Origin of the sequence: Roseateles sp., from assembly GCF_039595595.1 — a bacterium.
Taxonomy (GTDB): domain Bacteria; phylum Pseudomonadota; class Gammaproteobacteria; order Burkholderiales; family Burkholderiaceae_C; genus Roseateles.
Window position 1 is genome coordinate 392,909 of sequence record NZ_JBCNLG010000002.1, and the last position, 25,651, is coordinate 418,559.

The following is a 25,651-nucleotide window of genomic DNA, read 5'->3' on the forward strand; positions in this document are numbered from 1 at the left end:
CCGCCGCGCGTGCAGTAAACGACGAGGTTCCGAGCGATGCCCGCTTTCAAGTACGACGCCCTGGACGCGTCCGGCAAGCCCCGGCAGGGGCTGCTGGAGGCGGACACCGTGAAAGCCGCGCGCTCGCAGCTGCGCGCGCAGGGACTGGTGCCGATGGAGGTCAAGCCGGTGGCGGCGCCGGCCGGCAAGCAGTCGCGTTTCGCGCGGCGCGCGTTCAAGGCGGCGGGGCTGACGGTGTGGACGCGGCAGCTCGCGGGGCTGGTGTCGGCGGGGCTGCCGCTGGAGCGCTCGCTGTCGGCGCTGGCCGACGAGGCCGAGGATCCGCGCCAGCGCGAGCTGATGTCGCAGCTGAAGTCGGAGGTGAACGCGGGCTCGTCGTTCGCGCGGGCGCTGGCGATCGCGCCGCGCGAGTTCGACGATGTCTACCGCGCGGTGGTCGCGGCGGGCGAGCAGAGCGGCGCGCTGGGGCCGGTGCTGGAGAGCCTGGCGGACGACCTGGAGGAGCAGCAGCGGCTGCGCTCGGAGCTGTTCGGCGCGCTGGCGTATCCCGTGATCGTCTGCATCATCGCGGTGCTGGCGGTGAGTTTCCTGCTCACGTACGTGGTGCCGCAGGTGGCGGCGGTGTTCACGCAGACCAAGCAGACGCTGCCGCTGCTGACGCGGATCATGATGGGGCTGTCCGACCTGCTGCGGACCTGGGGGCTGGCGATCCTGGCGGTGCTGGGGGGCGGCTTCTTCGGGGTCCGCCAGATTCTCAAGCGCGAGGGGCCGCGGCAGCGCTTCGACGCGGCGTGGCTGAACCTGCCGCTGCTGGGCCGGCTCTCGCGCGGCTACAACGCGGCGCGCTTTTCGGGGACGCTGGCGATGCTGGCGGGCGCGGGCGTGCCGATCCTGAAGGCGCTGCAGGCGGCGGCGGAGACGCTGTCCAACCAGGCGATGCGGGCGGACGCGCTGGACGCGCTGGCGCAGGTGCGCGAGGGCGCGCCGCTGGGTGCGGCGCTGGCGGGCAAGAAGCGCTTCCCGGGGCTGCTGTCGATGTTCGCGCGGCTGGGCGAGCAGACAGGGCAGTTGCCCGACATGCTGCAGCGCGCCGCGCGGCAACTGGGCAACGAGGTCAAGCGCCGCGCGATGACGCTGGCGACGCTGCTGGAGCCGCTGCTGATCGTGGCGATGGGCGGCGTGGTCATGCTGATCGTGCTGTCGGTGCTGCTGCCGATCATGGACATGAACAAGCTGGCGGCGCAGTAGGCCGCCGCCGCGCCGGTCAAGGCGTGAATGAGCGAGCCGGTTCGGAGGCCAAGACGGCCTTGAGGTCGATGGCCTGCCTGGCGAGTTCGGCGAATCGCGACGGCGTGCACGGCCCCGCGCCGCACAGCGGGATCGCGACCTTCTTCACCACCATGTCGCCGGCCCCGTCGAAGCCGCCACGCCGGAGGGCCGACAGCGTCGGCATCGCAACGCTGAGGCGAACCGCCGGACCCGCCGCGCCGGCGACAAGATCGAAGACCAGCGCGCCGCCCGGCGGATAGTCGTCCGGCCGCGCCGGGTCATGCCAGTCCAGCCCCAACAGCCCCGCCACCGCCGCCAGATTCGTGTCGTGCCCGATCAGGAACACGGCAGCGCCGACAGGCCCCTTCGCGTCCGCCGCGAAGGGCCGCGCGTCGCCTGCGCGCAGCGCCTCGGCGATCCGCGCGAGCAGATCCGAGGCCCGCCGGCGCGAAGCCGCCCGATCGGCCTTCCACTCGTGCTCGAAGGCGGCGTTGTGCAGCTCGACGATCCGGCCGATGCCCGCCTCGTCGAGCCGGCCCCAGGCCGGCATGGGCAGGCCCTCGGCGTACTCCAACATCAGGTTCTCCGCGAGCGTGCCCATCGCCTTGCGCGGGTCGGGCAGGTCGATCAGCAGGCGACGGCCCGCGGCACGTGCCGCCTGTCGATGCGCCTCGTCATCGCCTCCGATGAGCGCGGCCTGGAGCTCGGCCAGCCGCGCCTGCGGCACCGCGCCCGCCTGCGCGGCGTTGGCCTCCTCCTCGTCCGCCGCCGAACGGCCTTGGAACAGCGGATCGTGTTCCCCCGGCGGCAAGCCGAAGTGGCCCGCGGCCGCGCAACCAGGCAGCAAGCCGGCGACCAGCGCCGACGCGCTCGCATGATTCCTCGGCGTGCTGTCCGAGATCACCAGCACTGGCGCCGTCGCCGTGCAGTGCGCTTCCGGACGCTCCAGCCCGAGCGCGTGTCGCCACCACCCGCCCAGGGCCCGCATTGCCGCCGCGCCATGCGGCGTCAACTGCCCCGGCGCGACGGGCCACGCCGCCCAGGGCTTGTCGGCATAGGGCGCCAGCGCCTCGGGCGCCTTCGTGGGCGAGCGCACCCCATGGCGCATCAGCACGATGCGCAGCGACGGCGACGGATCGAGCACGGGCAGCGGCTCGGCAGCCCGGGCGCTTCCGGCCCAAGCCAGCACCGCGGCCGCGATCAGCGTGCGCGCGGCCATCAGAACTTCACCGCCATGTCGACGAACGCGCCCCGGCCTGGCAGGCCGAAGTACAAGGGCGCGCCGCTCACCGACTGATTGCCGGCGAACGCAGTGAGCTTCCTCGCGTTGAACAGGTTGTTGACGTCGAGGCTGACGGAGAAGCCCTTCGTGCCCCAGGGCCCCTGGTCCGCCCGGTAGCCGAGCGCGGCATCCACGCTGCTGTAGCCGCCCAGGCGTTGGCTGTTGGCGAAGACGGTGTTCCCCTTGGCATCGGTCGTGTTGTCGAGGCCGTATTGCGCACCGACCATCTTGGTCATCAGCGAGCCGAACACGCCCTGCTTGTCGCCATAGATCAGGCCAATCGCTGCGGTCGCCCGCGGCGTCCCGGCGACACGCACCGTCCCGCCTTTGTAGGTCGCCTGGTTGAGGCTGGCGTTGGCGTACACGCTGAGCTGGCGGGTGAAGGCGTAGGTGCCCTCGAATTCGATGCCCTTGTAGACGGCACCGCCCGCGTTGACATAGACGCTCTCACTGCCCGCACCGGTGTCGACCATCGTCTGGCTGATGTAGTTGCCGAAGTCGATGTGATAGACGTCCGCGCCGAAGTTGAAACCGCTCGTGGCATAGGCGGTGCCCACCTGGACATTGGTGGTCAACTCCGGCGCCAACCCGCGCGCGCCGTTGAGCTGGATCACGTTGATGGGCGGCGCCAGGAAGCCCTTGGCGACCTGCGCGTAGGCGGACCAGTGATGGCTCAGCTTGTCGTGCACGCTGATCGACGGCAGCCAGGCGTCGTAGGTCGCGCTGGCCTTGAGCGGCGCGGGCGGCGTCGACTTGTTGAGCTCGGCGTCGATGCCACGGCGCACGCTCGAGTAGCGCAGCCCAGGGCTCACCGTCACGCCGTCGGCCGCCTTCCAGTCGTACTGCACGTAGGGCTGGAAGGTGTCGGTCGTGTCCTTCAGCCGGTAGTTGTCGGCGAAGCCGTACTTGGTGCCGGTGGCCGCGCCCGTGCTGAAGTCCACGGGGGTCTGCCAGCGCGCATCGTCGTTGCGCTCCACCCAGGCGCCGATCTGCAGCCGGCCGGGACCGGCATCGCGCGCCAGGCGCAGCACGTCGCCGTAGGCGTGGAAGCCGTTGTCGGCCTGCTTGCCGGGGACGTCGCTCGCGGCCTTGGAGGTCTTCTTGCCGTTGGCGTCGTAGAACTGCACGCCGTTGTGGGCCGGGTCGGTGTCAGTGGGATCGGTGGTCTTGCTCGACGCGTGATCGAAATCGTTGAAGTAGACCTTGTTGTCGATGGACCAGCCGCCGAGCTTCGAGCTGATGCCGACGTAGCTGAAGCTGGAGCGGTAGGTCGCGCCGTTGTAGCCGGTGTAGGTCTGCAGCGCGGGATCGTCGCCCAGTCCGAAGCGCCAGCCGGATTGCGCGATCTGGTCCAGCGTCGCGCCCTGCACGGTGTTCTGGCTTTCGCGGTTGATGCTGGAGACGAAGCTCAGCGTGGTGTCGTCGCCAAGCTGGCTGACGGTCTTCAGGAACAGGTGCTTGCGGTCGTCGCGGGTCTTGGCCAGGAAGGTGTCGCTGGACTCCTTCGAGACCTCCGCGAAGACGCCGGTCTCGCCGAAGTTGCGATCCACCGACAGCCCGGCCGCGCGGGTGTTCCAGCTGCCGGCGGTGAAATAGGGCGTGATGCCGTCGATGCTGGCCGGGTCGCGCGTGCGCAGCGCGACGGTGCCGCCGAAGGTGGCATTGCCGATCGACGCGCCGCCCCCCGGTCCGCGATCGATCTGCGCCTGGCCCAGCACGTGGTTGCTGAAGTAGGCCGAGGTGGTGTGATGCAGATCGCTCGCGTCGCCGAACGGGATGCCGTCGAAGGTGATGTTGAACTGGCCGTCCTGGAAGCCGCGCAGGCTGATGCCCTCGCTCTTGCCCAGCCCCGTGCCTTCCGGCGAAGTGACGGTCATGCTGGGCGCGTACTTGATGATGTCGTCGAAGTTGGCGTTGAAGCGCAGCGCATCGCGGATGAAGCGCTCATCGATCACCGAGGTGGGCTGGCTGGCGTCGAGCGGCGCGGCGCTGGGAGCCAGCGTGTTCACCGAATTGCCACTGACGCTGACGGCTTCCAGCGTCTGCGCGCGCCGGGCCTCGTCGGCATGGGCGCAGGGGAGAACGGCCAGCGCCGCGGCGGCGGCGGCGAGCCTGCGGACGGACAGACGGGCGGGAAGAAGGAGCGGCATGAACGGCATTCGACAGGTGCAAAAGCCGGCGATGCTGAAGGGCCCCGATGTCCCATCGATGACACCGCCAGCGCTGTCGCGAATCACCAAATCAACAAGAGATGTCCACTTCGTTGCGCCATCAAGAGCGCGTGACGATCGGTGCGAAAGCGCCGGCACGCACGGCCTATCATCCGCACCCATGCCCGCCTCCCTCGACGGCCGCCTGGTGGTGGCCCTTTCCTCCCGCGCACTGTTCGACTTCGAGGAAGAGAACCAGCTCTTCGAGAACAGCGACGACCGCGCCTACATGCGCCTGCAGCAGCAGCGCCTGGACGATCCCGCCAAACCCGGCACCGCCTTCTCGCTCGCGCGCAAGCTGCTCGCGTTCAACGCCGATGGCCAGACCCCGCGCGTCGAGGTCGTTGTGCTCTCGCGCAACGACCCGATCTCCGGCATGCGCGTGTTCCGCTCCGCGCAGCATTACGGCCTGTCCATCGAGCGCGGCGTCTTCACCCGCGGCCAGAGCCCCTGGCGCTACCTGCGCCCGCTCAAGGCCGATCTGTTCCTCTCCGCCAATGAGGACGACGTGCGCTCCGCCCTCGCCGCCGGCGTGGCCGCGGCCCGCGTCTTCCCGCAGTCGGCGCGCGCCTCGGCCGCCTATCCCGATGAACTGCGCATCGCCTTCGACGGCGATGCCGTGCTGTTCTCCGACGAGGCCGAACAGATCTACCAGCGCGATGGCCTGGACGCCTTCCAGGCCCATGAACGCGAACGCAAGCTGACGCCCTTGCCCGCCGGTCCGTTCAAGGAAGTCCTGCACGCGCTGCAGCGGCTGCAGGCCGGCGCCGCGCCGATGCGGCTGCGCACCGCGCTGGTCACCGCCCGCAGCGCGCCCGCCCACGAGCGCGCCATCCGCACGCTGATGGACTGGGAGGTCGAGGTCGACGAGGCCATGTTCCTCGGCGGCCTGCCCAAGGGCGAATTCCTGCGCGAGTTCGAGCCCGACTTCTTCTTCGACGACCAGCACGGCCACATCCAGAACGCCGTCCCCCATGTGCCCGCCGGCCACGTCACGATGGGGGTGACGAACCGCTGACGCCCCGCCCGGCGCCAGAATCCGCGCCGCATGACTTCCGGCTGCCGTCCGGCCGTACCTCCCCGCAAGGAAGACCCGCAATGCGCATTTCGTTCCGCCGCCTGGCCATCGCCACGGCCTGCTCGATGGCCACCCTCGCCATCGCCGCCGAGGCCCCCGCCAACATCACCACCATCTCCAGCTCGGCCGCCCTCGCCGGTACCGCCGACGCCGCCGCGCGCACCGTCGCCGCCAAGCCCGCCTCGACCGACCCCTCGCTGGGCTTCTATCGCATGCCCGCGCTGCGCGGCGACCGCGTCGTCTTCGTCGCCGAGGGCGACCTCTGGCAGACCGCCATCACCGGCGGCACCGCGCAGCGGCTGACCACCCACGGCGGCGCCGAGACCTACCCCGCCGTGTCGCCCGACGGCCGCTGGATCGCCTTCACCGGCCAGCAGGAAGGTGCCAGCGACGTCTACGTCATGCCCGCCGCTGGCGGTGTGCCCCGCCGCCTGACCTGGGACACCGGCGCCGTGCGTGTCTGGGGCATCACCGCCCGCAACGAGATCCTCTACAGCGGCAACACCGAACGCGGCGAACCCGGCACCCAGCTCCACCTCGTGGACATCGCCACCGGCACGCACCGCGCGCTGCCCGTCGGCCAGGCCAGCGATGGCGCGCTCAGCGCCGACGGCAAGACCCTGTACTTCACCCGCAACGGCCTGCGCGGCGACAACGCCCGTCAGTACCGCGGCGGCGCGCTCGCCCGGCTGTGGGTGATGGACCTGGCCGGCACCGCCGAGGCCAGACCCCTGGTCGCCGAAGGCGCCAACGACCGCCGCCCGATGCCTTACGCCGACGCGTCCGGCTCCGCCCGCGTCGCCTTCCTGTCCGACCGCGACGGCACCTTCAACGTCTGGTCCGTCAAGGCCGACGGCTCCGACCTGCGCCAGCACACCCGCTTCAAGGGCTGGGACGTCCGCCACGCCAGCGTCGACGGCACGCAGGCCATCCTGGCCGCCGGCGCCGACCTCTACCGCCTGGACCTGGCCGCCGACGCGCCCGAGCAGAAGCTCACCATCGCGCTGGGCGGAGACTTCGACCAGCAACGCAAGCGCTGGATCAGCCGCCCGCAGGACTTCCTGACCGGCGTCTCGCTGTCGCCCAACGGCGAGCAGGTCGTGCTGACCGCCCGCGGCCGCCTGGCCACGCAGGGCACGGGCCCGCTGCGCCGCGCCGAGCTGCCCGTGCCCGCCGCCCTCGGCGACGCCGGCCGCTGCCGCGAGGCCGCCTTCAGCGCCGACAGCCGCGAGGTCTTCGCGCTGTGCGACTACAGCGGCGAGATCGAGATCTGGCGCTTCGCCGCCAACGGCACCGGCCAGCCCCGGCAGATCACCGAGGGCGCCACCGCGATGCGGCGCTCGCTGGTGCCCTCGCCCGATGGCCGTTGGATCGCGCACACGGACAAGGAAGGCCGGCTCTTCCTCACCGACCTGAAGAACCCCAGCCGCGCCGCCGCCACCCGCGAGGTCGACCACGATCCCTCCGGCGATGGCGCCTCGTCCCTCACCTGGGCCGCCGACGGCAAGTCGCTCGCGTTCACGCGCTCGACCAGCAACCCCTACCGCGAACAACTGCTCCTGCTGACCGTCGCCGACGGCAAGGTCCACCAGCTCGGCAGCGACCGCTACGCCGCCACCGCGCCGGCTTTCAGCCCCGATGGCCAATGGCTGTACTTCCTCTCGCGCCGCAGCTTCGACGTGACCGGCAACCCCGGCCCCTGGGGCGACCGCAACATGGGCCCCTTCTTCGACAAGGGCTGGAAGGTCTACGCGCTGGCGCTGCAGCCGGGCCTGCGCTTCCCCTTCGCGCAACCGGATGAGCTGCAAGGCCTGAAGGCCAAGGAGGAGGCCGAGGTCCGCGAGCAGGAGAAGGACAAGCCCGACAACAAGGAATCGAAGCAGAAGGTCGATCAGGCCAAGGCCGCCGCGGTGAAGGAAGAGAAACCGGCCGCCAAGGGCAAGCCCGAAATCCAGATCCCCGGCCTGTCGCTGCGCCTGTACGAGGTGCCCATCGCCGCAGCCAACTACAGCGGCCTGGCCGTCGACTCCAAGCGCCTGTACCTGCAGGAGGCCGGCGCACTGCGCCAGCTGCCGATCGGCCCGGGCGAAACCAAGGTCGAGACCTTCGCCGAGCAGGTCGCCGCCTTCGACCTCAGCGCCGATGGCAAGAAGCTCATGATCCGCCGCCCGGCCGCCCCCGGCGCCGCGCCCGAGATCCTGATCGTCGACGCCGGCCCGCGCATTCCGGGCGACCTCGACAAGGCCCGCGTGCGCTGGACCGACTGGCAGATCGCCGTCGATCCCAAGGCCGAATGGCGTCAGATGTTCAACGACGCCTGGCGCATGCAGCGCGACTTCTTCTACGACAAGGACATGCACGGCGTGGACTGGACCGCCATGCGCGCCAAGTACGCCCCGCTGGTCGAGCGCGTCACCGAGCGCAATGAACTCGCCGAGGTGATGGCGCAGATGGTGGGCGAACTCAGCCTGCTGCACAGCCAGGTCGCACCGGGCGAGGTCCGCAAGGGCGCCGAGGAACCAGGCTTCGCCGGCCTGGGCGCGCAGCTCGAGCGCGACGCCAAGGGCTGGAAAGTCACCCGCATCTTCAGCGGCGATCCGGAGCTGCCATCCGAGGCCGGCCCGCTCGCCGCGCCCGGACTCAACATCCCGCTGGGCACCGTCATCACGCAGATCAACGGCCGCGACGCCGCCCAGGCGCCCGATCCCAGCGAGCTGATGCGCGGCCAGGCCGGCAAGCAGGTGCTGCTGCAGGTGCGCGAGCCCTCGGGCAAGGAGCGCCCCGTGGTCGTCACGCCAGTCGACCTGCGCCGCGAAGGCCAGTTGCGCGTCAACGACTGGCGCTATGGCCGCGCCCGGATCGTCGACACCGCCAGCAACGGCAAGATCGGCTACCTCCACCTGCGCGCGATGACCCGGGACGACATCGGCGACTTCGTCCGCGAGTTCTACGCGCAGAGCGAGCGCGAGGGCCTGATCATCGACGTCCGCCACAACAACGGCGGCAACATCGACAGCTGGATCCTCCAGACGCTGCTGCGCCGCGCCTGGGCGTTCTGGCAGCCGCGCTCGCCACACGGCGCCAAGGCCTATCCCAACATGCAGCAGGTGTTCCGCGGCAAAGTCGTCGTGCTGGCCAACGAGGAAACCTACTCCGACGGCGAGACCTTCTCCGAAGGCTTCAAGCGGCTGGGACTGGGACCCGTCATCGGCGTCACGACCTCAGGCGCCGGCGTGTGGCTGTCCGACCAGAACCGGCTGATGGACAACGGCTTGATGCGCGCCGCCGAGAACGGCCAGATCACCGTCGACGGGCAGTTCCTCGTCGAGGGCAAGGGCGTCACGCCGGATATCGTCGTGGACAACCCGCCCCGGGCCACCGCCAATGGGCAGGACGCGCAGCTCGACGCAGCCATCGCCTGGCTCAAGGACGCGATCGCCAAGGATCCGATCAAGACGGCCAAGCCGGGACCGTATCTGCGGCCGATCAAGCAGTGAGGCCCGGGGCCAGGGCGACGCTGCGCGAGCGCGAAAGGCCTGGCGTCGGTCAGCTCAGGGTGACGCGCGCGAACTTGCGCTTGCCCACCTGCAACACCATCGTGCCGGCCTCGACCTTCAGCCCCTTGTCACTGATCGTCGTGCCGTCGATCTTCACGCCACCCTGTTCGATCATCCGGTTGCCCTCGCCGTTGGAGGGCACCAGGTTCGCCGCCTTCAGCAAGGCGGCAACGCCCATCGGCGCGCCGCTCAGACTCAGCTCGGGAATGTCGTCCGGGATGCCGCCCTTGGCGCGGTTGTCGAAATCGGCCTCGGCCGCATCGGCCGCTGCCGCGCTGTGGAAGCGCGCGGTGATCTCCTTGGCGAGCATCACCTTCACTTCCTTCGGATTGCGGCCGGCTTCGATCTCTCGCTTGAGCGCGGCGATCTCCTCGATCGAGCGGAAGCTCAGCAGGTCGAACCACTTCCACATCTGCACGTCGCTGATCGACAGGATCTTCGCGAACATGCTGTTCGCCGGCTCGGTGATGCCCACGTAGTTGTTCTTGGACTTGGACATCTTCTCGACGCCATCCAGTCCCTCCAGCAGCGGCATCGTCAGGATGCACTGCGGCTCCTGGCCGTACTCGGCCTGCAGGTGCCGGCCCATCAGCAGGTTGAACTTCTGGTCCGTGCCGCCAAGCTCCAGATCGGACTTCAGCGCCACCGAGTCGTAGCCCTGCATCAGCGGGTACAGGAACTCATGCACCGAGATCGGCGTGCCCGCCGCGTAGCGCTTGGTGAAGTCGTCCCGCTCCATCATCCGCGCGACCGTGTACTTGGCCGCCAGCTGGATCATCCCGCGCGCCCCCAGCGGATCGGACCACTCGCTGTTGTAGCGGATCTCGGTCCGCGCCGGATCCAGCACCAGACTGGCCTGCTTGTAATAGGTCTCGGCGTTGTGCTTGATCTGCTCCGGCGTGAGCGGGGGCCGCGTGGCGTTGCGGCCCGAGGGGTCGCCGATCATCGACGTGAAGTCGCCGATCAGGAAGATCACCTGATGACCCAGGTCCTGCAACTGGCGCATCTTGTTCAGCACCACCGTGTGACCGATGTGGATGTCCGGCGCCGTCGGGTCCAGGCCCAGCTTGATCCGCAGCGGCTGACCGGTCGCCTCCGAGCGTGCCAGCTTCTTCAGCCACTCGTCCTGCGGGAGCAGTTCCTCGCAGCCCCGCAGCGACTGCTGCAGCGCGTGACGGACCCGGTCGGTGATCGGGAATTCAGGGGTCGTCGAGGACTCGGTTCGGATTTCAGACATGGCGCTTCAGAGCCCGCACGGGGTTACGTAAAGTCTTGATTTGCCGGGTTTTCTAGACATCTGTCTCCCGGGGTCACCGGTATACTGCCGGCTGTTTTGCGGGGCGCCCCAGAGGGCAAAAACCATGCCCATCCAGATGCTGCACCGCAAGAGCGCGATTCTAGTGGACGCCCCCCGGCGTCCTTCGCTTTACAGGGCGGTGAATCCAGCACACGGCCCGTCCGGGCCACGCTGATCCGGCGTGGCGGCGGACGGGGTTTTCAGGCTCCAGAAAGAAGGTCTTTGGCGCGTGATGAATTGGACTGACGAATGGCAGCGCGTGCAGCGCACCCTCGCTCGCGCCGAATCCTTCGCGGCCAAACACCCCCGCGCCCTGACCGGCACGGTGGTCGGTGTCCTGAGCGGCTTCGCCGTCACCGCCTTCGGCGTCGCGCCGATGGCCCCTGACGCCGCCGACCTGCCGCAGACCGTCGTCTCCGAATCCATCCCGCTGCAGTCGCTGGACCAGCAACTGGCCGAACTGGCCGCCTTCGATCCGGGCCTCTCGCGCAGCGACCTCACCCGCGCCGCCGACACCGCCGATTCGCTGCTCAAGCGCATGGGCGCCTCCGATCCCGCCGCGGCCGCCTTCCTGCGCAGCGACGAGGTCGCGAAGAAGCTGCTGACCGGCCGCGTCGGCAAGCGCGTGCAGGTCGTGGCCACCGCCAGCGGCGAGGTGCAGAGCCTGGTCGCCCGCTACGCCGCCGAGTCGGCCGAGCAGCAGGACACCCACTTCACCCGCCTGAGCATCACGCGCCAGGGCGACAAGTTCGTCTCGAAGATCGAGACCGTGCCGCTCGAGACCCAGACCCGCCTGGGCAGCGGCACGATCCAGTCCTCGCTGTTCGCCGCGACCGACGAGGCCAACGTGCCCGACGCCATCGCGACGCAACTGGCGGACATGTTCTCCGGCGACATCGACTTCCATCGCGAGCTGCGCAAGGGCGACCGCTTCTCGATGGTCTACGAGACCCTGACCGCCGACGGCGAGCCCATCACCTGGGGCAACCGCGCCGGCCGCCTGCTGGCCGCCGAGTTCGTCAACAACGGCAAGAGCTATCAGTCCGTGTGGTTCCGCGACCCGGCCAGTGGCAAGGGCAACTACTACGGCTTCGACGGCGAGAGCAAGCGCCGCTCGTTCCTGGCCAGCCCGATGGAGTTCTCGCGCGTGACCTCCGGTTTCGCGATGCGCTTCCATCCGATCCTTCAGACCTGGCGCCAGCATCAGGGCATCGACTACGGCGCCCCCACCGGCACCGCGGTGCGCAGCGTCGGCGACGGCAATGTCGAGTTCGCCGGCTGGCAGAACGGCTTCGGCAACGTGATCCAGCTCAAGCACAGCGGCAACCGCATGACGGTCTACGCGCACCTGAGCCGCATCGACGTCAAGAAGGGCCAGAAGGTCGAGCAGGGCCAGAAGATCGGCGCCGTCGGGGCGACCGGCTGGGCCACCGGCCCGCATCTGCACTTCGAGTTCCGCGTGGCCGGCAAGCAGCAGGATCCGCGCGTGATCGCGCGCGCCTCCGAGGCCGTGGCGCTGCCGGCGACCGCCAAGGCCGCGTTCAAGTCGCAGGTCGCCAGCGCCAAGGCGCAGCTGGCGGCGGCCGCTTCGATCAACGAAGGTGTCGTCGGCGAGTAAGCCGGCCGGCGGGACGCTTCGCCGCGAGTCCTCGGCATGACGACGCCCGGCACCGAGCTCTACATCGGACTGATGTCCGGCACATCGCTGGACGGCGTCGATGCCGTCCTGTTGCGCGCCGAGGCCGATGGCAGTGTTCAGGCCCTCGCTCACCACCACGAGCGCTTCGGCCTCCGGTTGCAGGACGAACTGTTCGCGCTCAATCAACCTGGCAACGACGAACTGAAACGCGCGGCACTCGCCAGCAATGGCGTGGCGCGGGTCTACGCGCAGGTCTGCCACTCGCTGCTCAGCGACGCGCAGTTGCTGCCCCAGCAGATCCGCGCTCTTGGCGCCCACGGGCAAACGGTCCGCCACCGTCCGGGTGAATTCGATGGCACCGGGTTCACCCTCCAATTGCTCAACCCGGCCCTGCTGGCGGAGCTCACGGGCATCGCCGTCGTCCACGATCTGCGCAGCCGCGATCTGGCTGCGGGCGGCCAGGGGGCGCCGCTGGTGCCAGCCTTCCACCGGGCCGCGCTGGCGCGGGAGGGCACCGATGTCGTCGCGCTGAACATCGGTGGCATCAGCAACGTCAGCCTGCTCTGGGCCGATGGCCGCACCGGCGGCTTCGACTGCGGACCGGGCAATTGCCTGATGGACGATTGGATCGATCGTCACCAGCAGCAGGCCTACGATGTGTCCGGCAGATGGGCGGCACAAGGCCGCGTGCATGAGACGCTGCTCGAGGCGATGCTGGCCGATCCCTACTTCCAGCAGCCTCCGCCACGCAGCACCGGACGGGATCTGTTCAATCTCGACTGGCTGGACGCGAAGCTGGCCGCTCTCGCTCGCCCGGCCAAACCCGTCGACGTTCAGGCCACGCTGCTGGAATTGAGCGCCCGCTGTGTGGCGGACAGCCTGGCCACCTTCGCACCAGGCCAGTGGCGCGAACTGCTCGTCTGTGGCGGCGGCTCTTTCAATGACGCGCTCATGGCTCGCCTCCGGGCGCTGATGCCCACGATCGCCATCGACACCACCGCAGCCCGCGGCCTGCCCCCCATGCAAGTGGAGGCAGCCGCGTTCGCCTGGCTCGCGATGCGTCATGTGCGAGGCCTCCCCGGCAACCTGCCGGCGGCGACCGGCGCCTCCGGACTGCGCGTGCTGGGCAGCTACACGCCCGCCTGAGCCCGCGCCTCACTCTCCTTCCGCAAACGACAAAGGCCGCCCGAGGGCGGCCTTTGTCATTTCAGCGCAAGCGCCATCAAGGCGCCACGCGATCACACCGAGAAGCTCGAACCGCACCCGCAGGTGGTCTGGGCGTTCGGGTTCTTGATCACGAACTGGGCGCCTTGCAGATCTTCCTTGTAGTCGATCTCAGCGCCGACCAGGTATTGCAGGCTCATCGCGTCGATCAGCAGCGTCACGCCGTTCTTGTTCATTTGCGTGTCGTCGTCGTTCACCGCTTCATCGAAGGTGAAACCGTACTGGAAGCCGGAGCAACCGCCACCCTGCACGAACACGCGCAGCTTCAGTTCAGGATTGCCTTCTTCCAGCACCAGCTCGCGCACCTTCTCGGCCGCGCTGTCGGTGAAGACCAGCGGAGCCGGCATGTCGCCCATGCCGGTGGTTTGGGTTTCGAGGACTGCGCTCATCGTGAATCCTGTTGTGTCGGAGGAATGGCGGGAATTATGTCAAAGCACCCGGACGGCCGCCCGATGCTTGGAAATAAGCCCTGACCCAGACATGTCTGCCACATGCCGGGCCTTCTCCAAAAAACAAGGCCGCTGAGGGCAGCGGCCTTGTTGTGGAGTTCGCGTCGCTGATGAGATCCCAACCCGGATTCCACCAGCGAACGAAAGTCGATCAGCGCTTGCTGAACTGCTTCCGGCGACGGGCGCCGTGCAGACCGACCTTCTTACGCTCGACTTCACGCGCGTCACGCGTGACGAAGCCAGCGCGGCTCAGTTCGGGCTTCAGGGCCGCGTCGTAGTCGATCAGCGCGCGCGTGATGCCCAGACGGACAGCACCGGCCTGGCCGGACTCGCCGCCGCCGTGCACGTTGATCTTGATGTCGAACGCTTCGCCATTGTTCGTCAGCAGCAGCGGCTGGCGAGAAATCATGATCGACGTCTGACGGCCGAAGTACTGCTCGATCGAGCGGCCATTGACGGTGATCTGGCCAGTGCCCTTCTTGATGAAGACACGAGCCACAGACGACTTGCGACGGCCGGTACCGTAGTTCCAGTTTCCGATCATCTCCGCTCCTTAGATTTCCAGAGCCTTGGGCTGCTGGGCGGTGTGCGGATGCGTGTCGCCCGCATACACCTTCAGCTTCTTGATCATCGCGTAGCCCAGCGGACCCTTGGGCAGCATGCCCTTGACGGCCTTCTCCAGGGCGCGGCCCGGATGCTTGGCTTGCATGTCCTTGAACTTGGTGGCGTAGATGCCGCCCGGGAAACCCGAGTGACGGTAGTACACCTTGTCCGTGGCCTTGTTGCCGGTGACGCGGAGCTTCTCGGCGTTGATGATGACGATGAAGTCACCGGTGTCGACGTGAGGCGTGTAGATGGCCTTGTGCTTGCCGCGCAAACGGAGTGCCACTTCGCTGGCAACACGTCCGAGCACCTTGTCGGTGGCGTCAATCACAAACCACTCGTGCGTCACTTCGGCCGGCTTGGCGCTGAAGGTCTTCATGAGGTTCTTTCAAAAGGCTTGAATCCGGGCGATCTGCCCCCGTACGCTCGGTGCACGCTTATAGCGACGTCTTGCAACGTATCGCGCGGCCTCTCACGGACGTTTCTCCCGCTGCCTTGGGAACGGGAAAGCCGGCGAGTCTAGCAGAGCCGCCTGGAAAGGCCAAATCCAGGCCTTCCCACGGCCGTTCCTGACCGCTTCGGAGCGGCGCCGGCGCCGTTCCCCGCTAGCATCCGTGCGCACTGCCCCGCCCGCCATGCCCACCCCGTCCGATCCGCCCCCCGCACCCTCCGAGCCGACCCCTCCGGCACAGGACCCGCCGTCGCGCTGGAATCCCCGGTCGATGCTGGCGCGCTGGACCGCCTGGGTGCCGATCCGCTCGCTGGGCCGGCGCCACCGCCAACGCATCCTCCAGCACCTGCTGGCGCTGGGCGAGCGCGACCGCTACCTGCGCTTCGGCTATCCGGCGCGGGACGAACAGATCCAGAAGTACGTCGCCGGCCTGGATTTCGTCCGCGACGAAGTCCTGGGCATCTTCAACCGCCGGCTGCAACTGATCGCCGTGGCGCACCTGGCCTACGCCCCAGCGCCGCAGATCAGGGGCCGCGCGGCGATGGCCGAGTTCGGCGTCTCCGTGGCCACGAGCGCGCGCGGCAAGGGTTTCGGCGGCCGGCTGTTCGAGCGCGCCGCCCTGCACGCCCGCAATCGCGGCATCGACACGCTGTTCATTCACGCGCTGAGCGAGAACGCCCCGATGCTCAAGATCGCCCGCAACGCCGGCGCGACCGTCGAGCGCGACGGCGGCGAGTCCGAAGCCTGGCTGCGCCTGCCGCCGGACTCGGTGTCCTCGCATGTCGACGAAGCGCTGGAGCGCCACATGGCGGAATGGGACTTCCAATTCAAGCGCCACATGCGCACCGTCGGCCAGTTCCTGGACGGCGTGGCGGAAGTCAAGTCGCGCATCCGCAAGATCCGCGACCGCGCCGCTGGCGACGATCCGAAACGCTGATCGCACATCCGCCGATTCATTCCCTTGCTCCCACCCGGATCCAGGGGGGAATGTGGATGCATTTTGTAACGAGTTTCCGCTACATTCGCGCCCATCGCCGGTACGGTGCACGGCAGTTGCCGTGGCATCGCCGCCGCACGAGCGCTTGGCGCCCGAGGCGCCCCTCCACTGTCCACTTCGTCGGGATATGCAGAACACGTTGCCGTGGATCATCGCGGGACTGTCGGCGCTGGCCGTGGCGGGCCTGCTCGCCGCGCTGCTGCTGCGGCGCCCGCGGCGCGAGCGCAAGCCGCTCCCCACCGAGTGGTCGCTGAGCCCGCGGCCGGTCTTCAGCGCCGACGAGCGCCGCGTCTTCCGCCTGCTGCGCGAGGCGCTCCCCCACCACGTCGTGATGTGCAAGCTGCCGATGGTGCGCTTCTGCCAGCCGACCGAGGCGCGCGATGTCCGCTACTGGTATGAACTGCTGGGCGGCATCAGCGTGAATTTCGCGATCTGCAGCCCGAACGGGCGGGTACTGGCCGCGATCGATCTCGAAACCGACCGCCCGGGCTCCACGCGCAGCCTGCAGATCAAGCAGGCGGTGCTGGCCGCCTGCCGCATCCGCTACCTGCGCAGCGCCGTGGACAACCTGCCCAGCGCGACCGAGCTCCAATTGCTGGTGCCTTACAGCAACCAGGGCAGCCGAGGCGGCATGGCGGCGATGCCGCGCGCGGCGCATGCCGGCGCGAGCCAGGCGTCTGGCCTCCACGCCGGCGCTCGCCGAAGCGCCCCGGCGGCGCCGGCCGCCCGCAACACGCTGTGGAACGATTCGCCGGTGTTCAGCGATTCCTTCTTCGCGCCCGACAGCCGCTACGACGCCTACGGCGGCGAGACGCAGCAGGCGCCGCTGGCGCCGCCCGAGCCGCGAGCCCGTGGCTACCGCCCGCGCGCTGGCGCGCATGACGCGTCCGGATTCCGCGACTCGCAGCTGCGGGAGGCCCCGCCGCGCGAGCCGTATCGCGACTCCCAGTTCGGCCGCGACTTCCCGACGCTGCCCGGCGACATGCCGGATCCCGAGATCGGCGGCGTGGTCGTCGACGGTCCGCGCTTCATGCGGCGCTAAGCTACGCGCCCTGCCCCGCTTTCCTGGCGGACCCGATGGCGCTCCGGCGCTGTCGCCGCGTTCGCCCGCCCCTCGATGACTGATTCCCCGGCCGGCTTCGGCCTTCTCACGCCCGAATTGATGCTGGACGCGCTCGAGCACGCCGGGCTCCGCCCCGACGGCCGGCTGCTGCAGCTGAACTCCTACGAGAACCGCGTGCTGCTCGCCCACCTGGAGGACGGCGCCGCGGTGGTGGCGAAGTTCTACCGCCCGGGCCGCTGGACCGACGCGCAGATCCTGGAGGAACACGCCTTCGCCCGCGCGCTGGCCGAAGCCGAGGTCCCCGTCGTCGCGCCGCTGACGCTGGCAACCGGCGACGGAGCCGCCACGCTGGGCCATTTCGAGGGCCAGCGCTTCGCGGTCACGCCGCGCCAGGGCGGCCGCGCGCCCGAACTCGAGGATCCCGAGGTGCTGCGCTGGATCGGGCGCTTCCTGGCGCGGCTGCATGACGTCGGCGCGGCGGAGCCCTTCCGCCACCGGCTGGCGTGGAACAGCGCCGCGCCGGCCCGCGAGGCGCGCGACTGGCTGCGCGCCCACGACACCCTGCCGCCGGAGCTGTCGGCGCTCTGGCATGACGCCGCCGCGCGCTGCATCGACGCGATCGACGCCGCCTTCGACCGCCTGCCGGACCGGCTCGCGCTGCGCCTGCACGGCGACTGCCACCCCGGCAACATCCTGTGGACGCCGGACCGCGGGCCGCATTTCGTCGACCTGGACGACGCCATGCAGGGACCGGCGGTGCAGGACCTGTGGATGCTGCTGTCGGGCGAGCCCGAGGCGGCGCGCCGCCAGCTCGACGCGCTGCTCGACGGCTACGAGAGCGTGCGCGAATTCGACTGGCGCGAGCTGCGCCTGGTGGAGGCGCTGCGCACGCAGCGGATGATCCACCACAGTGCCTGGCTGGCGCGGCGCTGGGACGACCCCGCCTTCCCGCTGGCCTTCCCCTGGTTCGGCACGCCGAACTACTGGAGCGACCAGGTGGTCAAGCTGCGCGATCAGTTGGACGCCATGCAGTCGGACACCGGGCGGGCCGGGGCAGCGCCCTACTGATCCAGGGCAGCGGCCGGGGCCAGCAACGCCGGCTTGGGGCATCGCCGCGGCCACGCCGGGCGCGGGGGGCCGGGCGACTGAGGCGCTCCCCTTGCGAGAAGCGCGCCCATGCCTGCCCCTCCCACCCCGATGCGCCTGCGCATCGCGCTGCCGGAACTGCCGGCGCGCGACAAACGGCCTCAGCTTCCCGCCCCCGTGCCGGGCTCGACCCGCGCCACCGCACGCGGGAGCCGCGGCGGCCGTGAAAGCCGCGAGGCGGTGCTGCGGCTGTTGACCGCGACGCGGGACGATCCCTCGCCGCAGACCGAGGAGGGCCGGCTGCGTGTCATCCTGCTGGCCGCGCAGCACGCCCTGCAGCCCGCGCTGGCGGTGTCCGTCGAGGTGCAGGACAGCGTGCGCGAAGCCTGCCGCAACGAAGTGCTGGACCTGCTGATCGGCCGCCTGCGGGAAGCGCGCATCCAGGCCGGCGAACGGCGCTTCCTGAACGCGGTGGCGCAGCGCGTCGTGGCGGCGGTCCTGGACGGACGCTATGCCGAGCTGCTCGGCGGGGGCGGCCCGCGCGACACGCTGTCCACAGCGATCTTCCAGCCCCAGGCCCTGTCCATCGAGGCAACGCTGCAGCCCTGGACCATCGGCGATGTGGGGCTCGGCACCCTGGGCGCCCCGCCCTCACCGCTGCTGCGGGTGAAATCCTCGGTGCACCGCGCCAGCGCGCTGCTCGCGGACGCCCTGCTGGCGGCCGCCACCGGCATCGAGCGCTCGATCGGCGGCACGCCCGCGGCGGCGCTGGTCGACCGCCTCGTGGCGGCGCAGATCCTGGGCAACGCCCTCTACGCCGGAGCCGCCGGGCTGCCCTTCCTGGTCGACGCCGACCGGCTGGGCGCGCTCACCGTCGCGACGGACGCGCGCTCCAAGGCGCACCTGCGCATGCTGCGCGCGCTGTGGGGTCCGCTGCGGGCGCTGTCGCGCCTGGACATGATCGGGCCGATGCTCTTCCTGTCCCGGCAGCCCGACGAGGTCGCAGCCTGGGACCGTGTCGCCCCAAGCGTCTACGCCACCGAAGGCGAGTCGCGGCTGCAGTCGCTGCTGGTCTCGCGCTGGCAGGCCTTCGAGGCCGCCGGCGCGCCGCCTCCGGCCCTGCTGCCCGCCTCGGTGGACCGCCCGCTGCCGCTCTTCCACACGCTCGCGCCCGACCTGGACCAGACCCTGGACCGGCAGGCCGGCCGGGTGCTGCTGAGCGGGTTCGAGGGCCCCGGCGCGCCGCGCGCCGTGCTGCACCTGCCGCCCGTTCCCGCCGTGCCGACCGCCGAGCAGATCCGCGCGCAGAACCGGCAGCTGGAGATGCTCGACGCCTTCAGCGTGGCGGTGTTCGGCGATCCGATGCCCTTCCACCCCGAGCGGCTGCCGCGCGAGGCCACCTTGACGCAGGACGCGTTCACGGTCGGCAGCATCCCCGTGGTCAAGCGCGGCCGTCATGGCCGCTGGCGCTTCGCCCCCCATGGCGCCGCCGTGGTCCGGCACATCTACGGCGAGCCCGCCTTCAAGGGGCCCCTGCGGCGCGAGCTCGCCGACTGGCATGGCGGCGGCGCCACGGACACCGCGCGCCTCCCGGCGGACACGGCCCCGGACGCGCGCAGCGCGCGGCTGAGGATCTTCATCCAGATGGAGGACGACCCCGTCATGCTCGCCACCGGGGCGACGCTCAGCCGCATCCACCCGGATGACCTCGTGTGGGTGCGGCTGCACGAGAACGGCGAGCACCAGATCGTGCGCGGCCGGTCGCTGCTCGCGAACGCGCCGCCGGACGCGCGGATCAAACTCATCGTGAACGGTCATGGCCACACGTCGTGGTCGACCAAGGAGCGGCTGCTGAGCGGCCGCTCCGCGCCCGCGCTGGCCGATCAACTGAGCCGGTTGATGCGCCGGCTCGGCCCGCTGCCGAAGGTCTCGCGCATCGCGCTGCTCAGCTGCGCGCTGGAAACGCCGGCGGTGCAGCGCAGTTACGGGCGCGAGTTCACCGCCGCGGCGGCCGCGCTGGCGCTGGGCCGGCCCGACATGGAGACGACGGTCTACTCGGACACGCTGATCCTGGATTACGGCCGCCAGCGGCTGCGCCGGTCCACGCGCCCGCATCCCGCGGTCGCGCCGCGGCGCCGCGCGGCGGGCACCACCTGGGTGTTCCGGCGTGATCCCGCCACCGGCGAGATCCACGTCCGCGACCGCTTCCCCTCCGGCGGCGCCGGCGCGCTGGCGGACAGCGCCTGCTGCGGCATCCTGGAGCGGGGCGCGGACCGGCTGCCCACCGGCCGTGGCGCGATGCTCTCCAATGCGCGGGTCACGGAGCGGCTGCGGCTGCGCCGCCGCTTCCTCGAAGTGGTGGACGCGCGGCGTCCGGCCGGCTCGGTGCTGCTGCCCCGCGTGGAGGCGCGCGGCGATGGCGCCACGATGCTGAGCTACCTGGACCTCGCCTCGGGCCGCACCCAGCAGCGCGCGGTCACCGCGCCCGCGGACCGGCGCGCGCTGAGCGCCGGCATGGCCTGGATCGAGGGCGGCCTGTCCTGGATCGACCAGCGGGGCGCGGCCGGCATCCGGGGCTCCGGCATGGACCTGCTCAACCTGGGCATGCTGGCGCTGGGCCTGCACGACCTGGCGGGCGGCGCGCCCGGCGGCGACCGGTATCAGCGCGCGCTCTGGTACCTGGGCATGACGCAGGGCGGCCTGCAGGCGGCGGCCGACACCGCCGCGATGGCCGGCGCGATCCAGTCGGCCATCAGCGCGGGCGCCGGCGCGGGACTGACCGAGACGAGCACGCTCAGCACCCGTCTGGCCCGGGCCCTGGCCGAACTGAACGCGCTGGTCCAGACCGGTGTCGTGGCGCTCGACCTGCAGCAGCTGATCCAGGCGCTGGATACCGGCAACAGCGCGGCGGTGTCGCGCGCGGCGGTGCGCTTCGCGCTGGACGCGGCGGGGTCGACGATGGCCGGCCTGGCGGCGGCGGCCGACCTCGCCGGCGCGGCCCTGCTCGCCTTCGTGGCCGAGGGCCTGACCGTGCCGCTGGCGGGTCTGGCGATCGGCATCACCGCGCTCGACGAGGCGGTGTCCGGCGCGCGGGCCCGGGTCGCCCGCGACTTCCGCCCGCTGCATCAGATCGACCGCGGCTACGACGCGCCGCTGCGGCGCATGAAGGCGCAGTCCGGCGCGCCGCACGAGGTGCTGCTCATCAACGGCTGGGCGCCGATCCGGCGCATCGATTTCCAGGCGCGGACGGTGACCTTCGCCGACGCGGCGCTGGGTGCCTCGGCGCTGCACCCGAATCAGCTGTACTTCCAGTTCGGCGGCACGCGGCTGCACGACTGGTGGGTGCAGGACGGCTCCGACCGGCAGGCGGAGTACGCGCGCCGCGGCCTGGACCTGGACCTGTGGACCGCGATGCACAAGCCCGGCCGCCAGCCCATCCCGCGCGCCGCGCTGGCCGAGCCGCTGCTCGACCCGGGCCTGGTGCTGCTGCTGCTGACGCCGCCGGCGGTGGACATCCACTACGACGGCTATTCCTCGTCACGGGCGGGCGGCGACTTCGCGCTCACCCACGACGAGCTGATCGAGCGCATGCAGGTGAACACCAATGCCCGCTTCGTCGGCGACTACGTGAGCTCCAGCAGCTTCGCCAAGTCGGCCGACCAGTGGCGCTACGAGTACCGCTCCACGCTGTGCGAGGTGGTGCTCGACGATCAGCCGCGGGTGCTCGCGCTGCCATCGCGGTCGGAGGCGGAGTCGGTCTCCTTCACCTTCGACGACGACCGCCGCCAGGCCATCCGGCCGCTGGACCAGTCGCTGGTGCACCTGCGGCTGCTCGGCCGGGGCGGGCGCTACATCCTGGCCTTGCCGTCCGACGGCACGGTGCGCAATCCGGTGCGGATCCTGCCGTCGGAGCAGGGCCGCGACGTCTGGACCCTGTTGCTCAAGGGCGGCCTGGCCCGCGGCGGCAAGCCGCTGGAGCTGCTCGGCGACGGGCGCCTGGGCCTGCGCTGGGGCGGGCAGGAGATCCAGTTCGAGGCGATGAACGGTGCCGTGATCCAGCTGCTGGACCCGGAAGCGCCCCGGGTGCGCCTGCTGCTGGATCTGGCGCGAGGCGACGCGGCGTTGATGCTCGCGCTGGATCCGTGGAGCGAGGCGCTGCGTCCGGTCCAGGCCCTCGAAGAGGCGCTGCGGCAACTGCGCTGGCATGAGGGCGGCGGCGCGGCCGCCGGTCTGTTCCGCCCGTCGACGCCGGCTGAACTGCGCCATCCGATCCGGCTGTCGAGCTCGCGCGATGGCGCGCCGCTGTCCGGCCTGATGGATCCCGTCAGCGGCGAAGCCATGCTGCATGGCGAGCGGCAGCTGATGCTCTTCAAGCCGGGGGTCACGCCGGCGGAGGGCGTCTGGGGCATCGCGCCCGTGCACGGCGGACAGGCCGGCATCGACGAGGACGGCCGGCCCACGCTCCGCTACGACGGCGGCCGTTTCCTGGAGCCGGTCACCTACACCTTCCGCCGCGAGTCGGGCGACTTCATCCGGGCACCGCAGCTGTTGTCGGGCGCCGGCGAGCACGCCTTGCTGCGATGGCTGCGCGATCACCCCGGGTGGACGGCGCAGGCCCTGACGGACTTCCTGAGCGCACGGCTGGGCGCGGGCGTGAATCTCGCCGGGCCCGGCGCGGGCAGCCCCGAACCGCTGAGCGAGATCCGTTTCGCCGGACACACGGCCCCCACCCGGCGGCCGTCCGGCGGCGCCACCTACCTGGCCCTGTGGGCGCGGCTGGATCGTCTGCGCCAGCGCGCCGGCGCGGCCGGCGGCGTGCCGCTGCGCGACGATCCGCTGCTCGCGCGCGATCTGGCGCGCATGGGGATCGAGGGCTTCGCGGCGCTCGCCGAGGCCGGTCCGGACGCCCGCGCGGCGGCCCTCGACGTCGAGATCGCGCTGCAATGGCTGGTGCTGATGGAAGGGCAGTCCCGCCTTGAACAGGGCGTGCCCCCCAGCGGCGTGCAAGCCCTGCCGCCGCGATTCAGCCAGGCGCAGCGCGGCGCGCTGATGCGCCTGTTCAACGAACTCCGGCGCTTGCTGGAGGCGCATCGGGCCGCGGGCATCGCCTCGCCGTGGATACGCCTGGGCGCGACGCCTGAATCCTCCTCGCAACTGGTGCATCGGCTGCGCGACGCCGGCGTCGACATCCGCATCGACGCCTTCGCGCGCACGACCGATGTCCGGGAGACCAACCGCGAAGGGCCGGAGGACTTCTACGACGTGCAGGTCGCGGGCGTGCAGCTGTTCATGCGGGACCTCACCGACCTGCTTGACCAGGACCTGCGCGGCGCGCGCGCCCTGGCCGCGCCGCGGCCGGGCCGCCCCCCCGAAAGCCCGCTGCAGCGCGCGCTGGCGGCCTGGGGTGCCACGGCGGGCGCCTCGGCGCAGGCCCGGATGACCGGACTGCCGGCGTCCTTGCTCGAGCAGGTGAAGCTGGCGCGCCTGACGGTACGCGACAACGGGGGCGAGGCGGCGCCCGCCGCGCTGGGGCAGGTGCGCGAAAGCGCGGCGGGACGGGAGATCGACGCGGCGACCTTCCGGCTCTGGCAGGCCCAGGCGGCGCTGCAGGGATTGCCGCTGGACGCCTGGTATGCGCGGCACGCGATGCCGGACAGCGCCCTGGAAGCCGCCCTGCGCGAGGCCGCCACGGAAGCGCTGCGCGACCGGCTGGTCAGGATCTCGGACGCCTTGCCGCCCGTCGCCGGGGCGCAGTCGCCGCTGGCGTTGGACGCCCTGGTGAATCGCCAGTTGCTGGCGGCGCTGCAACGGCTGGTCCCCGCCCCGGGCGCCGTCCGCGAGGCCTGGAAGGACGCCGGGCGGCCCGGCGACCTCTTCAAGGCGACCGACGGCGACGGCCGCGTCCATGTGCTGCTGATGCTGCGCACGGACACCGGCTTCGCCCATCTGAAGCAAGTCGACGGTCACTGGAGCGAGAACGGCTACTGGGCCTATGTCGGCGACGGCGACCTGCTGAACCGGGGACTGCGGCCCGCCCCGGCGCCGATGACGGCGCTCGAGGACTTCGACCCGGCCGCCTACCTGGCTTGGCGCGCCGACGATCCGGCGCCGGTGCCCGGCGGCGTCTACGTGGACCCGGTGCCGGTGGACGGCGCCTACCGGCTCTTCCGATTGCGGCGCACCGATGGCGAGCGCTACGGCAGCTTTCCCGCGCCGGGCCGGATCAGCGCCGAATGGCTGCCGATCGGCACCTCGCGGTCGCTGCCGCCGGCGGAGCTGGCGGCGCTCGCGGCCAGTCCCGCGTCGCTGGAGCCGCAGCGCTTCTCGCGCGGCCTGATCGCCTGGTGGCTTCGTCAACTCTCCCTGGCCGCCGCGCCGGAGGGCTATGCGCACTTCGAGCTGAGGCCCGACCTGTTCGACGCCACGACCCCAGGAGGCACGCGCCTGCGTCTGAGCGACGACGGCATGCTGTACGCGAGCCTGGACGACGGCGACACCACCCCCTTCCGTCTGGCCGACGATCCGGAGCTGCGCGCCCTGATGCGGCAGTTCCCCGGCGGCACGGCGCGGCTGCGCGTGCTGCTGATCCAGACCAACGGACGGCCGGTGGACCTGGATGGGGCGGACGCGCTCGACGCGGACGAGATCGTGGTGCTGGAGGAGGCCGACGGCGCGCCCCGGCGCATCGACCTGGATGACGGCGGCGACCGCCAGCACGAGGTGTTCATGGACGGCGACGATCTGCTCGTGCACCGGCGCGCCACGGGGCGGCTGATCCGGATCCAAGGCGCGCTCACGGCCGGCTCGGAGGATCCCCTCGACGACGAGGTGCCCGATCCCGGCCTGCGCATCACGCGCGGCGGCGGCCGCGAACGCCTGCGCTGGCCGTCGCCGTCCGGCACGCCGGCGCTGCCGCTGCTGACCACGCGCGGCACGCGGCTTGCGGCGCGGCGCGATGGCACCGATGTCTGGATCGGCGACCAGGAGGGGTGGGACGAGATGCGCGTGCTCGATGTGGCGCCGGTGTCCGGGACCGAGCCGCCGGTGGACGGCACGGGACCGGCCGCGGCGCTCCTGCGCTACCGCGGCCTGAGCGGCCGGTGGTGCCTGGCGGCGCTGCCGGCGGCGCTGGCGGACCTGATGGCGCGCGAGGACGAAGGCCGCGACTGGCGACTGGCGCCGGACCCGCGCGCGGCCGGCGGCGCGCTGCTGTTCGCGCGCCAGGAACCGGGCGCGAACGAGGATGGCAGCCGCCGCGACACCGGCTCGCCGGCGGGCCCGTCATCGCGCCCGCAGGACCCCTGGCGTCTGGCCAGCGCGCGCTTCGCCGCCGAGCTGGCGGCCTTCGAGCCGGCCGGCGGCGCCGACAACCCCTTCGTCTGGCGGCCGGCGGTCAGACCGGCGGCGGCGCTGACCGCGGCCGCCGCACTCCCGGCCGGATGAGCC

General features: G+C 71.1%; 15 protein-coding genes. 9 read left to right on the top strand and 6 right to left on the bottom strand.

What is annotated here, in order from left to right:
* Positions 1–36: 36 nt before the first annotated feature.
* Entirely contained in the window at positions 37–1,248 is a 1,212-nt protein-coding gene (gspF, locus tag ABDW61_RS04550; protein ID WP_343636620.1) for a type II secretion system inner membrane protein GspF, read from the top strand.
* A 16-nt stretch (positions 1,249–1,264) separates the two neighbouring features.
* On the opposite strand, the gene ABDW61_RS04555 is transcribed toward gspF, so the two are convergent.
* Both ABDW61_RS04555 and ABDW61_RS04560 read right to left on the bottom strand, forming a co-directional pair.
* Positions 1,265–2,488, bottom strand: a complete 1,224-nt coding sequence (locus tag ABDW61_RS04555) for a histidine-type phosphatase (protein WP_343636622.1) — start codon at positions 2,486–2,488, stop codon at positions 1,265–1,267.
* Positions 2,488–4,701 carry a TonB-dependent receptor gene (locus ABDW61_RS04560; RefSeq protein ID WP_343636624.1) on the bottom strand — a complete coding sequence of 738 codons (2,214 nt, stop codon included), beginning with the start codon at positions 4,699–4,701 and terminating at the stop codon, positions 2,488–2,490. The genes ABDW61_RS04555 and ABDW61_RS04560 overlap by 1 nt, the downstream gene beginning before the upstream one ends.
* A gap of 181 nt (positions 4,702–4,882) precedes the next feature.
* Between ABDW61_RS04560 and ABDW61_RS04565 the strand changes: the two genes are divergently transcribed.
* Positions 4,883–5,779 carry a 5'-nucleotidase gene (locus tag ABDW61_RS04565; protein ID WP_343636626.1) on the top strand — a complete coding sequence of 299 codons (897 nt, stop codon included), beginning with the start codon at positions 4,883–4,885 and terminating at the stop codon, positions 5,777–5,779.
* 80 nt (positions 5,780–5,859) lie between these two features.
* A complete protein-coding gene (locus tag ABDW61_RS04570) occupies positions 5,860–9,336 on the top strand; it encodes a S41 family peptidase (protein WP_343636628.1) in 3,477 nt (1,158 codons plus the stop codon).
* A 49-nt stretch (positions 9,337–9,385) separates the two neighbouring features.
* On the opposite strand, the gene tyrS is transcribed toward ABDW61_RS04570, so the two are convergent.
* Positions 9,386–10,633 carry a tyrosine--tRNA ligase gene (tyrS, locus tag ABDW61_RS04575; protein ID WP_343636630.1) on the bottom strand — a complete coding sequence of 416 codons (1,248 nt, stop codon included), beginning with the start codon at positions 10,631–10,633 and terminating at the stop codon, positions 9,386–9,388.
* A 292-nt stretch (positions 10,634–10,925) separates the two neighbouring features.
* Here tyrS and ABDW61_RS04580 point away from each other — a divergent pair, with 292 nt between their 5' ends.
* Both ABDW61_RS04580 and ABDW61_RS04585 read left to right on the top strand, forming a co-directional pair.
* Positions 10,926–12,311 (top strand): peptidoglycan DD-metalloendopeptidase family protein, encoded by a 1,386-nt coding sequence (locus ABDW61_RS04580; RefSeq protein ID WP_343636632.1) that lies wholly within the window; start codon positions 10,926–10,928, stop codon positions 12,309–12,311.
* A 36-nt stretch (positions 12,312–12,347) separates the two neighbouring features.
* The gene (locus ABDW61_RS04585; RefSeq protein ID WP_343636634.1) at positions 12,348–13,478 is read left to right on the top strand and encodes an anhydro-N-acetylmuramic acid kinase; all 1,131 of its coding nucleotides are present in this window, start codon (positions 12,348–12,350) and stop codon (positions 13,476–13,478) included.
* 92 nt (positions 13,479–13,570) lie between these two features.
* On the opposite strand, the gene erpA is transcribed toward ABDW61_RS04585, so the two are convergent.
* From erpA to rplM, 3 genes are all read right to left on the bottom strand, one after another.
* Positions 13,571–13,945, bottom strand: coding sequence for an iron-sulfur cluster insertion protein ErpA (erpA, locus tag ABDW61_RS04590; RefSeq protein ID WP_343636636.1), 375 nt, complete (start codon positions 13,943–13,945; stop codon positions 13,571–13,573).
* Positions 13,946–14,156: 211 nt separating this feature from the next.
* Positions 14,157–14,549 carry a 30S ribosomal protein S9 gene (rpsI, locus tag ABDW61_RS04595; protein ID WP_091727356.1) on the bottom strand — a complete coding sequence of 131 codons (393 nt, stop codon included), beginning with the start codon at positions 14,547–14,549 and terminating at the stop codon, positions 14,157–14,159.
* A 9-nt stretch (positions 14,550–14,558) separates the two neighbouring features.
* A complete protein-coding gene (gene rplM / locus ABDW61_RS04600; RefSeq protein ID WP_067065533.1) occupies positions 14,559–14,987 on the bottom strand; it encodes a 50S ribosomal protein L13 in 429 nt (142 codons plus the stop codon).
* Between the two features lie 343 nt (positions 14,988–15,330).
* Here rplM and ABDW61_RS04605 point away from each other — a divergent pair, with 343 nt between their 5' ends.
* The 4 genes from ABDW61_RS04605 (at position 15,331) to ABDW61_RS04620 (ending at position 25,648) form a co-directional block, all read left to right on the top strand.
* Entirely contained in the window at positions 15,331–15,996 is a 666-nt protein-coding gene (locus ABDW61_RS04605) for a GNAT family N-acetyltransferase (protein ID WP_343636639.1), read from the top strand.
* Between the two features lie 199 nt (positions 15,997–16,195).
* Positions 16,196–17,098 (top strand): DUF2726 domain-containing protein, encoded by a 903-nt coding sequence (locus ABDW61_RS04610; protein WP_343636641.1) that lies wholly within the window; start codon positions 16,196–16,198, stop codon positions 17,096–17,098.
* Between the two features lie 75 nt (positions 17,099–17,173).
* The gene (locus ABDW61_RS04615) at positions 17,174–18,187 is read left to right on the top strand and encodes a serine/threonine protein kinase (protein ID WP_343636644.1); all 1,014 of its coding nucleotides are present in this window, start codon (positions 17,174–17,176) and stop codon (positions 18,185–18,187) included.
* Between the two features lie 108 nt (positions 18,188–18,295).
* Positions 18,296–25,648: a C80 family cysteine peptidase gene (locus ABDW61_RS04620; protein WP_343636646.1), complete on the top strand. Its 7,353-nt coding sequence runs from the start codon at positions 18,296–18,298 to the stop codon at positions 25,646–25,648.
* Positions 25,649–25,651: the final 3 nt, after the last annotated feature.

Bases quoted from the DNA above. Each gene is read 5' to 3' on its own strand.
- gspF (WP_343636620.1), top strand. From the start codon at position 37: ATGCCCGCTTTCAAGTACGACGCCCTGGACGCGTCCGGCAAGCCCCGG.
- ABDW61_RS04555 (WP_343636622.1), bottom strand. From the start codon at position 2,488: ATGGCCGCGCGCACGCTGATCGCGGCCGCGGTGCTGGCTTGGGCCGGA.
- ABDW61_RS04560 (WP_343636624.1), bottom strand. From the start codon at position 4,701: ATGCCGCTCCTTCTTCCCGCCCGTCTGTCCGTCCGCAGGCTCGCCGCC.
- ABDW61_RS04565 (WP_343636626.1), top strand. From the start codon at position 4,883: ATGCCCGCCTCCCTCGACGGCCGCCTGGTGGTGGCCCTTTCCTCCCGC.
- ABDW61_RS04570 (WP_343636628.1), top strand. From the start codon at position 5,860: ATGCGCATTTCGTTCCGCCGCCTGGCCATCGCCACGGCCTGCTCGATG.
- tyrS (WP_343636630.1), bottom strand. From the start codon at position 10,633: ATGTCTGAAATCCGAACCGAGTCCTCGACGACCCCTGAATTCCCGATC.
- ABDW61_RS04580 (WP_343636632.1), top strand. From the start codon at position 10,926: ATGAATTGGACTGACGAATGGCAGCGCGTGCAGCGCACCCTCGCTCGC.
- ABDW61_RS04585 (WP_343636634.1), top strand. From the start codon at position 12,348: ATGACGACGCCCGGCACCGAGCTCTACATCGGACTGATGTCCGGCACA.
- erpA (WP_343636636.1), bottom strand. From the start codon at position 13,945: ATGAGCGCAGTCCTCGAAACCCAAACCACCGGCATGGGCGACATGCCG.
- rpsI (WP_091727356.1), bottom strand. From the start codon at position 14,549: ATGATCGGAAACTGGAACTACGGTACCGGCCGTCGCAAGTCGTCTGTG.
- rplM (WP_067065533.1), bottom strand. From the start codon at position 14,987: ATGAAGACCTTCAGCGCCAAGCCGGCCGAAGTGACGCACGAGTGGTTT.
- ABDW61_RS04605 (WP_343636639.1), top strand. From the start codon at position 15,331: ATGCTGGCGCGCTGGACCGCCTGGGTGCCGATCCGCTCGCTGGGCCGG.
- ABDW61_RS04615 (WP_343636644.1), top strand. From the start codon at position 17,174: ATGACTGATTCCCCGGCCGGCTTCGGCCTTCTCACGCCCGAATTGATG.
- ABDW61_RS04620 (WP_343636646.1), top strand. From the start codon at position 18,296: ATGCCTGCCCCTCCCACCCCGATGCGCCTGCGCATCGCGCTGCCGGAA.